This is a genomic window from Klebsiella sp. 10982, from assembly GCF_048589245.1.
In the GTDB taxonomy this organism is placed as follows: Bacteria; Pseudomonadota; Gammaproteobacteria; order Enterobacterales; family Enterobacteriaceae; genus Klebsiella; species Klebsiella quasivariicola.
The window spans coordinates 31364-46882 of the sequence record NZ_JBMAXV010000008.1 but is presented as its reverse complement, the minus strand read 5'-3'; the positions used below and the strand labels follow the sequence as shown (position 1 = coordinate 46882).

The 15519-nt window shown below is 61.5% G+C and carries 13 protein-coding genes; 3 read left to right on the top strand and 10 right to left on the bottom strand.

All coding sequences use genetic code 11. From position 1 onward, the window contains the following. Positions 1–546 precede the first annotated feature (546 nt). The 5 genes from ACKLKD_RS09465 to ACKLKD_RS09445 form a co-directional block, all read right to left on the bottom strand. Positions 547–1251 carry an ABC transporter ATP-binding protein gene (locus tag ACKLKD_RS09465; RefSeq protein ID WP_080897309.1) on the bottom strand — a complete coding sequence of 235 codons (705 nt, stop codon included), beginning with the start codon at positions 1249–1251 and terminating at the stop codon, positions 547–549. Beyond that, on the bottom strand, positions 1238–2074 hold the full coding sequence (locus ACKLKD_RS09460) for an ABC transporter ATP-binding protein (protein WP_080897308.1): 837 nt from the start codon (positions 2072–2074) through the stop codon (positions 1238–1240). The genes ACKLKD_RS09465 and ACKLKD_RS09460 overlap by 14 nt, the downstream gene beginning before the upstream one ends. After that, a complete protein-coding gene (locus tag ACKLKD_RS09455; protein ID WP_025714282.1) occupies positions 2067–2900 on the bottom strand; it encodes an ABC transporter permease in 834 nt (277 codons plus the stop codon). Before ACKLKD_RS09455 ends, ACKLKD_RS09460 begins: the two co-directional genes overlap by 8 nt. After that, a complete protein-coding gene (locus ACKLKD_RS09450) occupies positions 2900–3922 on the bottom strand; it encodes an ABC transporter permease (RefSeq protein WP_080897307.1) in 1023 nt (340 codons plus the stop codon). Before ACKLKD_RS09450 ends, ACKLKD_RS09455 begins: the two co-directional genes overlap by 1 nt. Positions 3923–4042: 120 nt before the next feature. After that, the gene (locus tag ACKLKD_RS09445; RefSeq protein ID WP_087806276.1) at positions 4043–5611 is read right to left on the bottom strand and encodes an ABC transporter substrate-binding protein; all 1569 of its coding nucleotides are present in this window, start codon (positions 5609–5611) and stop codon (positions 4043–4045) included. A 205-nt stretch (positions 5612–5816) separates the two neighbouring features. Between ACKLKD_RS09445 and ACKLKD_RS09440 the strand changes: the two genes are divergently transcribed. Next, positions 5817–6512 carry a GNAT family N-acetyltransferase gene (locus ACKLKD_RS09440; RefSeq protein ID WP_074386597.1) on the top strand — a complete coding sequence of 232 codons (696 nt, stop codon included), beginning with the start codon at positions 5817–5819 and terminating at the stop codon, positions 6510–6512. Positions 6513–6633: 121 nt separating this feature from the next. On the opposite strand, the gene betA is transcribed toward ACKLKD_RS09440, so the two are convergent. The 3 genes from betA to betI are packed head-to-tail and all read right to left on the bottom strand — an operon-like array spanning position 6634 to position 10385. After that, entirely contained in the window at positions 6634–8298 is a 1665-nt protein-coding gene (gene betA / locus ACKLKD_RS09435) for a choline dehydrogenase (protein ID WP_087806274.1), read from the bottom strand. 13 nt (positions 8299–8311) lie between these two features. Further along, on the bottom strand, positions 8312–9784 hold the full coding sequence (betB, locus tag ACKLKD_RS09430) for a betaine-aldehyde dehydrogenase (RefSeq protein ID WP_087806272.1): 1473 nt from the start codon (positions 9782–9784) through the stop codon (positions 8312–8314). 13 nt (positions 9785–9797) lie between these two features. After that, a complete protein-coding gene (betI, locus tag ACKLKD_RS09425) occupies positions 9798–10385 on the bottom strand; it encodes a transcriptional regulator BetI (protein ID WP_087806270.1) in 588 nt (195 codons plus the stop codon). A gap of 128 nt (positions 10386–10513) precedes the next feature. Here betI and betT point away from each other — a divergent pair, with 128 nt between their 5' ends. After that, entirely contained in the window at positions 10514–12547 is a 2034-nt protein-coding gene (gene betT, locus ACKLKD_RS09420; RefSeq protein ID WP_008805564.1) for a choline BCCT transporter BetT, read from the top strand. A gap of 46 nt (positions 12548–12593) precedes the next feature. On the opposite strand, the gene ivy is transcribed toward betT, so the two are convergent. After that, positions 12594–13040 carry an Ivy family C-type lysozyme inhibitor gene (gene ivy / locus ACKLKD_RS09415; protein ID WP_200548247.1) on the bottom strand — a complete coding sequence of 149 codons (447 nt, stop codon included), beginning with the start codon at positions 13038–13040 and terminating at the stop codon, positions 12594–12596. A gap of 224 nt (positions 13041–13264) precedes the next feature. Here ivy and ACKLKD_RS09410 point away from each other — a divergent pair, with 224 nt between their 5' ends. Next, positions 13265–14521, top strand: coding sequence for a mechanosensitive ion channel family protein (locus ACKLKD_RS09410; protein WP_080897301.1), 1257 nt, complete (start codon positions 13265–13267; stop codon positions 14519–14521). On the opposite strand, the gene ACKLKD_RS09405 is transcribed toward ACKLKD_RS09410, so the two are convergent. After that, on the bottom strand, positions 14518–15411 hold the full coding sequence (locus tag ACKLKD_RS09405; RefSeq protein WP_087806266.1) for a LysR substrate-binding domain-containing protein: 894 nt from the start codon (positions 15409–15411) through the stop codon (positions 14518–14520). The two genes, ACKLKD_RS09410 and ACKLKD_RS09405, sit on opposite strands and share 4 nt — an antisense overlap. Positions 15412–15519: the final 108 nt, after the last annotated feature.

Sequence of the window (15519 nt, the reverse complement as noted above, 5' to 3'; positions counted from 1 at the left end):
GCCGGGTAAGGCGCAGCCGCCACCCGGCAACACCACGGGTACCGTGCCTGATTATTGCCCGGCGGCGCTGCGCTTGCACGGGCCTAAACGCCAGCCGGACAGTTCCCTCTCCCTCCGGGAGAGGGCCAGGGTGAGGGGAAGCACTGCAGTGTGGTTGTTTATGTTATCGGTGGCTTCAGCGTAGTTTGCGCTCCCGGTTAATCGTCTGCGTTATGTCACTCATGGCGCAGGGAGCGCACAGGGGGCGGCCAGTCGCCGCCGCCCCCTGTACCCCCGGGCTCCGGCCAGCAACATCGCCACTGCGTGGTGCCTTCGACTTATCCCTGCAGGCTTCGGGCCGGGCCGAGGCAGCGTCCATGCAAAACACGGCCCTCAGCCCGCATCCATGCGGGCTGCCCCGGCCTTCCGGGAACGTCTCAGCGATGTTGAGGCCGCCAGCACCGGCAGTTTCAGCAAGACTGGTGAATAAATTAACGACAGGTTGCGCGAATCCCAGGTCGGGTAAGCGAAGCGCCACCCGACAAAACAGCGGCGCATCCGCTGACCTCAGCTCATCCGGTGCTCTCCGTTGACCAACGCGTCGCGATCGAAAAAGCGCTGGATCACGCCCTCCGCCATAAACGCCGCCCGATCGGACATATGGGCGATGACGTCGGCATCATGGCTGACCAGCAGATAGGTCATGCCGTGCTCCTGTTTCAGACGATTAAGTAGATTAAGGATTTCCGCCTGCACCGACATATCCAGCGCCGAGGTCGGCTCATCCAGCAGCAGGATCTGCGGGCGCAGCAGCAGGGCGCGGGCAATGGCCACGCGCTGCCGTTGGCCGCCGGAGAGCTGATGCGGATAGCGGCGCACGGCGTCGGCGGCCAGACCCACCTGCTCAAGGGCGGTGGTTACTCGCGGAGCAACGTCGCGGATGCCGTGGATCTGCAGCGGCTCCGCCAGGGTGCGCCACAGGGTATGGTTGGGATGCAGCGAGGCGTACGGATCCTGAAACACCATCTGCACGTTGCGCCGCAGCGCGCCCTGAAAGCGGGCGCCCGGCGCGATGGACTGGCCGAGCAGTTCCACGCTGCCGCGCCATTCGCGCTGTAATCCGGCGAGCACGCGCAAAATCGTCGATTTACCGCAGCCGGAGGCGCCGATCAGGCTGAAGGTTTCCCCGGCGTCGACACGGAAACTGGCGGCAGAGACCGCCGTCTTCGCGCCGAAAGTTACCTGCAAATCCTGAAGATTAACGATCGCCATGGGCCGTCTCCGTAAAGTCCTGGGTTCTGTCGAGGGTCGGCAGCATCTGGCCGTAAGTGTGCGCATTTGGCCGGCAGGTCCACAGGGTGCGGGTATAAGGGTGCGTCGCGCTCGGCAGCGCCCGCGCCGGCATCTCATCGACCTGTCTCCCCCGGTACATCACCAGCACGCGATCGCAATGCGCGGCCACCAGCGGCAGATCGTGGCTGATCAGTAACATGGCCATCTGCCGCTGCGCGCACTGCTCCACCAGCAGCTCGAGGATCTGGTTGCGCAGGCGGGCGTCGAGGGCCGAGGTCGGCTCGTCGGCAATCAGCACTTGCGGGTTATTGAGCAGCGCGAGGGCGATCATCACCCGCTGTCCCATCCCGCCGGAGAGCTCGCCGGGATAGCGGCTGAGGACCGGCAGATCCAGACCGACGGCGGCGATGGCGTCTTTGACCGCCTCGGTGCGCGCGCGGCGGCTGAGACGCTGATGCAGGGTTAACGCCTCCTCCAGCTGCGTCTGAATGGACTGCACCGGATTCAGCGCATAGCGCGGATCCTGCAGCACCATAGCGATATCGTTGCCGCGCAGCGCGCGCCAGCCGCGGGCGCTGAGGGTTAGCACATCGCGTCCCAGCACCTCCAGCCGTTCGGCGCTCACCACCCCGGGCTTACGCACCAGGCCCATCAGCGCCCGGGCGGTCATCGATTTGCCGGAGCCGGATTCGCCCACCAGCGCCAGCCGCTCGTTGCCGAGGGTGAAGCTGACGTTGTCCACCACCCGGGCGGTGGGGTAGTCGACGGCGAGTCCCTGGACGGTCAGTCGGATGTCAGTCATGTTGCGGCTCCAGAATATCGCGCAGGCCATCGCCCAGCAGGTTAAACGCCAGGCTGGCGAGCAGGATCGCCGCGCCGGGGATGGCGGCGATCCACCACTGGTCGAAAATCACCTGCATCCCGTCAGCAATCATCGCTCCCCACTCGGCCATCGGCGGGCGGGCGCCCAGGCCGAGAAAGCCGAGCCCGGCGGCGGCGAGGATAATGCCCGCCAGATCGAGCGCCAGCCGGACAATCGCCGACGGCAGACACAGCGGCAGAATATGGCCGATCAGCAGCCGTCCGCCGCGGATGCCCAGCATCTCCGCCGCGGCGAGGTAGTCGCTATGGCGCAGGCGCTGAATTTCGCTGCGCGCCTGACGGGCGTAGGCCGGCCAGGTGGTCAGGGCCAGCGCCAGCGCGCCGTTGACCAGCCCCGGGCCGAGCATCGCCACGAACGCGAAGGCGAGGATCAGGCGCGGCATCGACATCACCACGTCGGTAAATCGCATCAGTATCCGCTCCAGCCACCCGCCATAGTAGCCGGAGAGAATACCCACCAGCAGCCCGACGGGCAGGGTAATGGCGGTCACCAGCGCCACCAGACCCAGCGCCGGGCGGGTGCCGTAGAGCAGGCGCGACAGCAGGTCGCGGCCGTAGCTGTCGGTGCCGAGCCAGTGCCCCGCCCCGGGTCCCTGCAGACGAGCGGCGGCATCCTGCCAGTTGGGATCGTGCGGCGCCAGCCATGGGGCAAACAGCGCGGTCAGCACCAGCAGGACCACCAGGGTCAGGCCGCTGAAGGCGGCGGGGGAGCGACGCAGACGGCGTAAAAACAGATAAGTCGGCATCAGCGCACCCTCGGATCGGTTAACCGCACCAGCAGGTCGGTCAGGTTATTGATCAGCACAAAGCTCACGCCGATCAGCAGCGTGCCGCCCATAATCGCCGTGGTATCTCCGGCAAACAGCGCCGTGGTGAGGTAGCGGCCGATCCCCGGCCACGAGAAGACGGTTTCGGTGAGCACCGCCCCTTCGAGCATGGAGGTCCAGGCGAGGGCGGTCACCGTCAGCAGGGTGCCGCGGATATTGGGCAGGACGTGGCGCAGCAAAATCGTCATCTCTCCGGCCCCTTTGGCCCGCGCCAGCAGAATGTACTCTTTGTTCATCTCGCTCAGGCAGGCGGAGCGGGTCAGGCGGGTGATGCTCGCCAGCGAGTAATAGCCCAGCAGCAGCACCGGCAGCACCAGATGGCCGATAGCATTTTTAAACGCCGCGGTATCGCCGGCGAGCCAGGTGTCGATCAGCGCAAAACCGCTGCGTGGCTCGACGGTGTACTGATAAATATCGTCGAGGCGACCCGGGCCAGGCGCCCACTGCAGCCGGGCGTAAAACAGGGCCAGCATCAGCAGGCCGAGCCAGAATATCGGCACCGAGTTGCCCAACAGGGTAAAGGTGCGCACCGCCAGATCCCACGGCGAACCGGCGTAACGGGCGCACAGCACCCCGGCGACGATGCCCAGTACCGCGCCGACGATCAGCGCCAGGGTCGCCAGCTCAAGGGTTGCCGGAAAAACCGCCAGCAGGTCATGGAGCACCGGCTGGCCGGTGGCGCTGGCGATACCGAGATCGCCATGGGCCAGGTTGACCAGGTAGTGCCAGAACTGCACCGGCAGCGGCTGGTCGAGACCCAGCTGATGGCGAACCTGGTCATAGGTCGACTGGCTGGCATGGTCGCCGACGATCTGCAGTACGCGGTCGACGGGCGACAGCGCGGAGAGCGAGAAGGTGACCAGCAGCAGCCCGAACAGCGTGAGCAGCAGCGTAAACAGCCCCTGCAGCACGCGGGTAAGGTGAGTGGAAAACGATGGCATGAAAAATGGAAATTCCTGGTATATCAGCATTGTGCCCGGCGGCGCGACGCCGACCGGGCCCGGGGGAGGCGTCGGCCATCCGGACAGGCGAGGCCGCCGTACCCGGTGACCAAAGCCCGCTTACTTGGTCACGTTATCGTACCAGACCATGTCGGCGTTCAGCCCCTGCTGATAGCCCTTCACGTTGTCACGCACCACGATCTGGGTTTTCCCCTGGTCAATAAAGACATACGGCGAATGCTGCAGCAGGGTTTCCTGCATCGTTTTGTACAGGCCGAGGCGCTTCGCCGGGTCCGGCTCCGCCACCGCGGCGAGGGTGGCTTTATTCAGCTCAGGGATCTGCCAGCCGTTGAGCCCGGCCACGGTGCTAGATTTACCATCGTTCCAGGCAAAGGCGCTGGCGTTGGAGTGGGCATCAAAGTAGTCCGGGATCCACAGGCGGATCGCCGCCTGATGCTGTTTCGCACGCACCCGGGCATAGACCTGGCTGCCGGCGGCTGGCAGCAGATCCACCTTCACCCCGCCCTGGGCAAAGCTGGCCTGCAGCGACTGGGCGATGGTGATAAACGGCGGTTTGTTCTCCACGTCGAGGGTGAAGTGGGCATCCTTAATGCCCGCTTTATCGAGGATAGCCTTAGCTTTTTGCGGGTCGAAAGTGAACGGATTGGTCTCCAGCGCCCCCGGCAGGCCGGCCGGCAGGAAGCTTTGGTGAATAAAGTACTGGCCTTTCAGCAGATTTTTGGTGATGCCCTCATAATCGACCAGCCAGCGCGCTGCCTCCCAGAAAGCCGGGTTATTGAGCAGCGGGTTGGCGCTGTTAGCGGTATTAAACACCAGGTAGTTCTGCTCGGCGGACGGGATGCTCAGCACCTTCACGCCGGGTTTATCCTGCAGAGCGGCAATCTGGTCAGCGCCGAGATCGCGCGCCACGTCGGCATCCCCCTGCTGGATCAGCAGGCGGCGGGAAGCCGGGTCGGGGACGTTTTTAATAATGATGCTCTTGATCTTCGGCGCGCCGGTGGGGGAGCTGGCGTTGGCCTCCAGCACGATGGCCTGATGCGGCTGGTAGACGCGCATTTTATAGGCGCCGCTGCCCGCCGAGTGCATCTTCAGCCAGTCGTTGCCGAAGTCATTATTTTTCGCGTTCGGTGCCACCTGTTTTTCATCAACGATGGAGGCGATAGGGGTGGAGAGAATATTCAGCGCCACCGCCGGGCTGACGTCGGCGGTCCAGTGCAGCGTCAGGGTATGGTCGTCAACCTTTTTCAGCTGGCTGGCGATGTTGTCCGGCTGCCAGCCGAGCACGTTGAGAATAAACGCCGGCGATTTATTCAGCGTCACCGCACGGGTGTAAGAGAAAATCACATCTTCCGGGCGCAGCGGGTTACCGGAGGCGAATTTGGCATCCGGCTTCAGTTTAATGGTCAGGGTCTTGGCCGCCGGATCGGCCTGCCAGCTTTCGGCGAGGATCGGTACGATTTTTTCAGGGTTGTTGCGGTCCGGCTGCACCAGACGCTGGTAGAGGCTGGGGACCGTCTGGATGCTGGAGAGTTCGTTCGCTTCCGCCGGGTCGAGGCTGACGATATCGTCGAGACCCTGGGCGACTACCAGCGTGTTGGGCGGCGTGGCGGCATGCGCGGCGGCGGAGAGCGCCGTCAGTACCAGTAAAGGCAACAGTTTTTTGGTCATGAGCAATCCCTGAAGAATGGTTATTTTATTGTTTTATGCCTCGCTACGTTAGGCCGCTTGCCAAAAGGCGTAAAGTCAAAATAAGGATATCCTTATGCTAAAAACGCATATTCAAGAACGACAGGTTATTGCCGGGATCGCAGAAGCGCCTTTCTCCGCTGCGGGCTTCTTGCTATAACGCATTGTCTATTGCGAGGAGGTGGGTGTGCCGGAAATCAATGAATTTGGCCAGCAGGTGAACGACCTTGTTCCTGGCTGGCAGGGGGCGCAAGTCCTGCGGCGGACGGCGTTAAACGGCCGTTTTTGCCGACTGGAGCCGCTGGACGTTGACCGTCATGCGGCGGATCTGTTTGCCGCCTATGCGCTCGGCGACAACAGCGACTGGACGTGGCTGGCGTCTACGCGGCCGGAGAGCGTGGCGGCGACCGCCCACTGGATCGCGGGCAAGGTGAATGATGATGCTCTGGTGCCGTATGCGGTGATTGACCTGCGTAGCGAGCAGGCGGTGGGTCTCGTCAGCTATATGGCGATCGAGCGGGAAATGGGCACGGTTGAGATCGGCCATGTCACCTGGTCGCGACGGATGAAAAACACCCCGCTGGGTACCGAAGCGGTCTGGCTACTGCTCAAAAACGGCTTTGACCATGGCTATCGTCGGCTGGAGTGGAAATGCGATTCGATGAATGTCGCCTCGCGCCGGGCCGCCGAGCGGCTGGGCTTTAGCTGGGAAGGACGTCTGCGGCAGAGGCTGGTGCGCAAAGGGCGGACGCGCGACAGCGATATGCTGTCCATCATCGACGGCGAGTGGCCTGCGCGCGATGCCGCGCTGCGGGCGTGGCTGGCGGCGGAAAACTTTACTGCCGACGGTCAGCAGATTAAGCGCCTGGAGGCGTTTCGCTAACATCAATCTATGCGGCCCAACATCCGCAACGGCACCCCGGTCGCGCTGCGCTTACCGGGGCTACGTTACATCGTCTCAGGGTAGGCCGGGCAAGGCGTAGCCGCCGCCCGGCATTGACCCGTTAGCGGCGAACCGGCGCGTCGCCAGCGACATAATACGCCGCGGTGCTGCGCGGCAGCGGCTGGCGGCCACGGATAGCGTCAGCCATCTTCTCGCCTATCATAATGGTGGTGGCGTTGAGGTTGCCGGTGATGATCTGCGGCATAATCGAGGCATCGACCACCCGCAAACCTTCCAGACCGTGGACCCGGCCCTCGCCATCGACCACCGCCATCTCGTCGTAACCCATCTTACAGCTCCCGCACGGGTGGAACGCGGTCTCGGCGTGGTTGCGCACAAACTCATCCAGCTCGGCATCGCTCTGGCATTCTGTTCCCGGACTGATTTCGCGGCCGCGATACTTATCCAGCGCCGGTTGATTCATGATTTCGCGGGTAATGCGGATGGCGTCGCGGAACTCCTGCCAGTCCTGCTCATGGGACATATAGTTAAACAGGATCGCCGGATGGGCGTGCGGATCGCGCGACTTCAGGCGCACGTGGCCGCGGCTGGGCGAACGCATTGAACCGACGTGGCACTGGAAGCCGTGCTCTTTCACCGCGTTTGAGCCATTGTAGTTAATCGCCACCGGCAGGAAGTGGTACTGAATATTTGGCCAGGCGAACTCTGCGCGGCTGCGGATAAAACCGCCCGCTTCGAACTGGTTGCTGGCGCCGATGCCGGTGCCGCCGAACAGCCACTCGGCGCCGATCTTCGGCTGGTTCCACCACTGCAGCGCCGGGTAGAGCGATACCGGCTCTTTGCACTCGTACTGCAGATACATCTCCAGATGGTCCTGCAGGTTCTCACCCACGCCGGGCAGATCGTGCACCACCGGGATATCAAACTGCCTGAGTAGCTCCGGGTTACCGACGCCGGAGCGCAGCAGGATCTGCGGCGAGGCAATCGCCCCGGCGCACAGCAGCACCTCTTTGTTGGCCGTCGCTTTGGACGGAATAGTGCTTTCTCCCTCCAGCCACTCGACGCCCACCGCGCGCTTGCCGGCAAAAATAATGTGATCGGTCAGCGCATGGGTGCGGATGGTCAGGTTCGGGCGACCGCGCGCCTGGTCGAGATAGCCGCGGGCGGTGCTGGCGCGACGGCCCTGCGGCGTCACGGTGCGGTCCATCGGGCCAAAGCCTTCCTGCTGGTAGCCATTGAGATCGTCGGTGCGCGGATAGCCCGCCTGCACCCCGGCTTCAACCATCGCCTCGAAGAGGGGATTATTGCCCGGCTTCGGCGTCGTCACGCTCACCGGGCCATCGCCGCCGTGATAGTCGTTAGGCCCGATATCGCGGGTTTCCGCTTTCCGGTAGTAGGGCAGGCAGTTGAGATAGCTCCAGTGCTCCAGACCCGGCTCTTTGGCCCAGTTGTCCAGATCCATCGCGTTGCCGCGGATGTAGCACATGCCGTTGATCAGCGACGAGCCGCCCAGCCCTTTGCCGCGTCCGCACTCCATGCGGCGATGGTTCATGTACGGCTCAGGTTCGGTTTCGTAGGCCCAGTTGTAGCGTTTGCCCTGCAGCGGGTAAGCCAGCGCGGCGGGCATCTGGGTGCGGAAATCGAACCGGTAGTCCGGGCCGCCGGCTTCCAGCAGCAGGACGGTGGTGTTTGGATCTTCAGTCAGTCGTGTTGCCAGAACGTTGCCGGCGGAGCCGGCGCCAATAATGATGTAGTCAAATTGCAAAAAAACCTCCCGGTTAAAATATGGACTGGAATTTACCCATCTCAACCTGGATGGACTTCACCTGGGTGTAGCTTTGCAGGGTCATCACGCCGTTTTCGCGGCCGATGCCGGAGTGCTTATAACCGCCGACCGGCATCTCCGCCGGGGATTCGCCCCAGCTGTTGATCCAGCAGATGCCGGCTTCCAGCTGGTGGATAAGACGGTGGGCACGGTTGAGGTTGGGCGTCACCACGCCGGCGGCGAGGCCGTATTCGGTGGCGTTGGCGCGGCGAATGACCTCCGCTTCGTCGGTATAGCTGAGGATCGACATCACCGGGCCGAAGATCTCTTCGCGCACGATAGTCATCTCGTCGCTACAGTCGGTAAACACCGTCGGGGCGACCCACGCGCCATTATCGAAACCGTCGCCTTTCAGCGCTTCGCCGCCGCACAGCAGGCGCGCGCCTTCGCGTTTGCCGCTCTCGATATAACGCAGAACGTTGTCGCGATGGGGGAAGCTGACCAGCGGGCCGAAGTTGGTGTCATCGGCAAACAGATCGCCGGGGCGGATGCGGGCCACGCGTTCGAGGATCTTGTGCTCGAATTCCGCCTTCCGTTGCGCCGGGACAAACACCCGGGTGCCGTTGGTACACACCTGACCGGAGCTGTAGAAGTTGGCCATCATGGCGATATCGGCGGCGAGGTCGAGGTCGGCATCGTCCGCGATAATCAGCGGCGATTTACCGCCCAGCTCCATGGTGACCTCTTTCAGCGACGAGGCCGCGGAGTTGGCCATCACTTTTTTGCCGCTGGCGACGCCGCCGGTGAAGGAGATTTTGGCGATACCCGGATGTTCAGTCAGATACTGGCCGGTCTCCGCGCCGATCCCTGGCAGGACGTTAAACACCCCGTCCGGCAGGCCCGCTTCGCTGTAAATTTCCGCCAGCTTGAGGGCGGTGAGCGGGGTGACCTCGCTCGGTTTGAAAATCATCGCATTGCCAGCGGCCAGCGCTGGCGCCGATTTCCACAGGGCGATCTGGATCGGGTAGTTCCACGCGCCGATCCCGGCCACCACCCCCAGCGGTTCGCGACGGGTATAGACGAAGGAACTGTCGCGCAGCGGGATCTGGCTGCCTTCCAGCGCCGGGATCAGTCCGGCGTAATACTCCAGCACGTCGGCGCCGGTGACGATATCGACGGCGGCGGTTTCGCTGAGCGGTTTACCGGTATCCAGCGTCTCCAGCCGCGCCAGCTCGTCGTTGCGCTGGCGCAGAAGGTCGACGGCGCGACGCAGGATGCGCGAGCGTTCCATGGCGGTCATCGCCGCCCAGATCTTTTGCCCACGCTGCGCGCTCTCGACGGCGCGATCCACATCCTCGCGTCCGGCAGCCTGAACGGTCGCCAGCACCTCGCCAGTGGCAGGGTTGATGGTCTTGAAGGTGCGACCGCTGGTGGCCGATGTATAACCACCATTAATATAAAGCTGCTGTTCTGCCATTCGGGACATAACGCCTCCTCGGTTATGGGTTCGGTAAATGCTGACAAATAAAGTGGCTGGTCAGCGACTGCGCCAGCGTCTTATCCAGCGGTTTGCCGCTGAGCGCCGCCCGCAGCCACAGGCCGTCTATCAGCGCCGCCAGCCCGTAGCCGGCCTCCTGCGCCTGCTCGCGCGGCAGCTCGCGGCGGAATTCGTACACCAGATTCGACAGCAGACGACGGCTGCTGACCTGCTGTAACCGATAAAGCATCGGCTGGTGCATGCTGCTGGCCCAGAAGGCCAGCCAGGCCTTCATCGCCGCGCTGCTGATCTGCGTTTCATCAAAGTTGCCGCCGACAATCGCCTGCAGGCGCTGGCTGGCGCTGCCGTCCGGCAGGGCGTGCAGGCGGTTGAGCACCGCGTCGCGCAGCTGGCTGGTGATGTCGCGCATGGTCGCCTCCAGCAGACCATTTTTATCTTTGAAATAGTGACTGATGATCCCCGTCGATACGCCCGCCCGTCGGGCGATCTGCGCGATGGTCGCGTCGTGCATTCCGACTTCATTTATTGCGTCCAGCGTGGCGTCGATCAGCTGCCTGCGCCGGATCGGCTGCATCCCCAGTTTGGGCATTTTTGCCACTCCATTCATCAGCGTTGGTTAACTATTAAAGCGGTTTTTGATTGGACGTTCAATATAAAATGTGTCTTAATTGTTACGTTATTGAATTTTAATAGTTACAAAAACAGTGGGGATACTGGATGACAGATCTTTCGCAAAACAGAGAAAAGGACAAAATCAATCCGGTGGTTTTTTATACCTCGGCCGGACTGATTTTGTTGTTTTCCCTGATGACGATCTTTTTTCGCGATTTTTCTGCCGAGTGGATTGGGCGCACCCTCAACTGGGTGTCGAAAACCTTCGGCTGGTACTATCTGCTGGCGGCGACGCTGTATATCGTCTTCGTCGTCTGCATTGCCTGCTCGCGCTTCGGCTCGGTGAAGCTCGGGCCAGAGCAGTCAAAGCCCGAGTTCAGCCTGCTGAGCTGGGCGGCGATGCTGTTCGCCGCCGGCATCGGTATCGACCTGATGTTCTTCTCGGTCGCCGAGCCGGTGACGCAATATATGCAGCCGCCGGAAGGGGCGGGGCAGACCATCGAGGCGGCGCGCCAGGCGATGGTATGGACGCTGTTTCACTATGGCTTAACCGGTTGGTCAATGTATGCCCTGATGGGCATGGCGCTGGGATACTTTAGCTATCGTTATAATTTGCCGCTCACCATCCGCTCGGCGCTGTACCCGATTTTTGGCAAACGGATCAATGGGCCCATCGGCCACAGCGTCGATATTGCAGCGGTGATCGGCACCATCTTCGGCATCGCCACCACCCTCGGTATTGGCGTCGTGCAGCTCAACTACGGTCTGAGTGTGCTGTTCGATATTCCGGACTCGCTGGCGGCAAAAGCGGCTCTGATTGCGCTGTCGGTGATCATCGCCACCATCTCGGTCACCTCCGGGGTGGACAAGGGCATCCGCGTCCTCTCCGAGCTGAACGTCGCCCTCGCGCTGGGGCTGATCCTGTTCGTGCTGTTCATGGGCGATACCTCCTTCCTGCTCAATGCGTTAGTGCTGAACGTCGGCGACTACGTAAATCGCTTTATGGGCATGACGCTGAACAGCTTCGCCTTCGACCGCCCGGTGGAGTGGATGAATAACTGGACGCTCTTTTTCTGGGCGTGGTGGGTGGCCTGGTCGCCGTTTGTGGGCCTGTTCCTGGCGCGCATTTCGCGCGGGCGCACCATCCGCCAGTTTGTGATGGGTACCCTGATTATTCCGTTCACCTTTACCCTGCTGTGGCTGTCGGTGTTCGGCAACAGCGCGCTGTATGAGATTATTCACGGCGACGCGGCCTTTGCCGAGGAGGCGATGGTCCACCCGGAGCGTGGATTCTACAGCCTGCTGGCGCAGTATCCGGCGTTTACCTTTAGCGCTTCGGTGGCGACCATTACCGGTCTGCTGTTCTACGTCACCTCCGCCGACTCCGGCGCGCTGGTGCTGGGGAACTTCACCTCGAAGCTAAAGGACATCAACAGCGATGCCCCGAACTGGCTGCGCATCTTCTGGTCGGTGGCCATCGGTCTGTTGACCCTCGGGATGCTGATGACCAACGGCATCTCGGCGCTGCAGAACACCACGGTGATCATGGGGCTGCCGTTCAGCTTTGTGATTTTCTTCGTGATGGCCGGACTGTATAAATCCCTGAAAGTGGAAGATTACCGCCGGGTCAGCGCCAGTCGCGACACCGCCCCGCGCCCGATGGGCCTCCAGGATCGTCTGAGCTGGAAGAAGCGCCTGTCGCGGCTGATGAATTACCCGGGCACGCGCTATACCAAACAGATGATGGAGACGGTGTGCTACCCGGCGATGGAAGAGGTAGCCCAGGAGCTGCGGCTGCGCGGCGCCGCGGTGGAACTGAAGAGCCTGCCGCCGGAAGAGGGCGAGAACCTTGGCCACCTCGATCTGCTGGTGCACATGGGCGACGAGCAGAACTTCATCTACAAGATCTGGCCGCAGCAGTACTCGGTGCCGGGCTTTACCTATCGGGCGCGCAGCGGGAAATCCACCTATTACCGGCTGGAGACCTTCCTGCTGGAGGGCAGTCAGGGTAACGACCTGATGGACTACAGCAAAGAGCAGGTGATCACCGATATTCTCGACCAGTACGAGCGGCACCTGAACTTTATCCATCTGCATCGGGAAGCGCCGGGGAACAGCGTGATGTTCCCGGATGGCTAATCAGGGAAGCCCCCGTCGGGGAAAGACTGACGGGGGCGACGGGCGGTTACGGGTAGTTAAAGGCGTCCGGATGGTTGTCGAGGCTGCCGCTGAGGGCGGCAAACAGCACGGTTTTGCCATTGATGGACAGGGCATCGCTGACGTTAAGCCAGGTCAGCTTCTCCTGGTCGGTTTTTTCATCGACCACCGAGTAAACGCCGGACATCTGTTGGCTTTTCTCGGACCAGATCACCGCGATACGTTCATGACCGCAGTCGTGGGGTTTGCAGGCGCTTAACACCTGCCAGGATTCGCTACCCAGCTTCACCGTCTGCGCCGGCGAACCGGTGCCGCCGGTGGTTACCCAGGCGGGCAGCTGATGGCCTTTGACCATCTGGTTAAACGACGCCCGGGTGGCGGCATCGTGGGCCAGACTGTTGAGCGTGACATCGCCTTGCGCCATGACGCTGGCGGAGGCGGCTAAGGCGACGATAGCGGTAAGCGCTTTAAACATGTTTCCTCCTGGACTTATTCCGTCCTCATAACAAGCCTCTTTATAGTGAGCGTAGAGAATGATTAATGCAAACTCTGACATATTTTCTGTGAATGATTAGAAGCGGTGCGCGCATGGACGTTACGCTAAGCGATATGCCATGATGCGGATTGATTTATTTTCCAAATATATGCCTTTGGGATAAAGCAGTGAACGAAATGGCATAGTTATTCAGGCGATAAAGCATGGCGTATGTGAATCATCTACTGACGTTTATTGAGAGTAATCCGGCGCTGGCGGTGGGGTTTAATCTTATTCTGCTGCTGCTCTCCGGCATATTTGCCCATCTTTTATGCAAGTTCTTGCTGATTAAAGTGGTGCGTAAGGTCTTCTTTAGTAGCCACAAACAGGATGTGCCGCTGGAGAAGGATCGACGCATCGCCGAAAAGCTGTCCAATTTCATTCCGGTTATTATCGTCTATTACGTTCTGCAGTTTATGCCAGCGATGCCGGCATCGCTGGTGACGGCGATTAATACCATCTGCGGGATCTTGTTTTTTATTTTTATGTCGGTGTTTTTCAACGAGATGCTGGATATTGTCAACAGCTCTTATCTGCGAAAGACCAAACGTAAAAATCATTCCATTAAGGGCTATATCCAGATAGGCAAAATCTTAGTTCACATCCTGGCGGCGATTATGATCCTCGCCGTGATGTCGAACAAATCGCCGATCATTATTATCTCCAGTCTGGGGGCGGTGGCGGCGGTGCTGATGATCGTGTTCCAGCATACCCTGCTGTCGCTGGTGGCGAACGTTCAGCTGTCGTCTAACGACGTGCTGCAGCTGGGGGACTGGATTGAAATGCCTGACAAGAACCTCAGCGGTGAGGTGACGGATATCGCGCTGCATACCATTACCATCCGCAACTGGGACAATACCATTTCCCGCATCCCGACCAAGAATTTCCTCACCGAGACCTATACCAACTGGCAGGCGATGTTCTCCTCCGGGGCGCGGCGGATCATGCGCAGTATCGCCATCGATCAGCACTCGGTGCGTTTTCTCGACCAGGAGATGCTGGCTTCGATGCTGTCCATCCGCGGGGTGAGTGAGCCTCTGGCGACGCTGCTTGACGGCCGGGATCCCGGCGGCGTGGCCGACCGCTGGTTTATCGATAACGGGCTAACCAACCTGACCCTGTTTCGCCACTATCTGATGCACTATCTCGCCGAGCGGCCGGATATTATTAAGGAGATGTACATTGTGGCGAGAACCCTGAAACCGTCGCCGTCGGGCATTCCGCTGGAGATTTACTGCTTCACCTCCTCAACGCTGTGGAAAGACTACGAAAACACCCAGTCGGCGATATTTGAGTACATTACCGCGGTGGCCGGGCAGTTCTCTCTGCGCCTCTATCAGTATCCCGCCGGCCACGATTTCTGGCGTCTCTCCCAGGAGCACGCCGCCCGGACGGGCCTGCCGCCGTCGGCCGAAGGCTAAGCGCTGATCTGCTGGCGCCAGAGGGCGATCTCTTCCTCCAGCCAGGCGATGAACCGGGCGACTTCCGGCCGGTTCTCCGCCTGCGGGGAGAGGGTCAGCCAGTAGTGCCAGGGGTAGGGGACGGTGACGGTGGTGAGCTGCACCAGCTCGCCGCGGGCTATCGCCCCCGCCACCAGGGAGCGCCGCTCCAGCGCCACGCCGGCCCCCAGGCGAACCGCCTCCAGCACCAGATTGGAGTCGTTCAGGCGCAGGCCTGAGGGGACGATCGCCTTTTCCAGCCCCGCCTGGCTGCACCAGGCGTTCCAGGACTCCATGGAAAAAATAATATCGCTGGCGGCGATCGCCTGCGGGGTGGTCGGCAGGTTACCGCCGCGATAGCCGGGGGCGGCGACCACCAGCTGTTCATCGGCAAACAGATGCCGGCTTTCCATCCCCTCCCAGTCGCCTTGCCCCATGCGAATGGCCAGATCGATACCCTCCTGCTGCAGGTTAACCACCGCCAGGCTGGTCAGCAGGCGCACCGCGATCTGCGGATGCCGCGCCTGAAAGCGCGCCAGCCGCGGCAGCAGCCAGTGGCAGCCAAAGGAGGGGAGCGTCGCCAGGGTCACTTCCAGGGTGCGGGGTTTGCTCTGTACCATCCGCGTGGCGTCGGCGATGTGCTGTAACGCCTCGCGGATTTGCAGGGCATAGAGCCGGCCTTCTTCCGTAATGCGCACTCCGCGACCGTGGCGGATAAAGAGCGTGACGCCGACCAGCGCTTCCAGCTGTTTGATGTGCTGGCTGACCGCCGAATGGGTCACACTCATCTCGCGGGCGGCCTGCGTTACGCTGCCGAGGCGCGCCACCGCCTCAAAGCTGCGCAGGCTGGCGACAGGGGGAAAATCTGCCATGGTGATCTCTCTTGTCAGGGAGTCGATACGTTAACGTTACTACCGGGTTAGCGGCTTTTAACGCCACTGCAAACAGGCTGAAAAGGAGCGAAATGCTGTCTCAGTCGG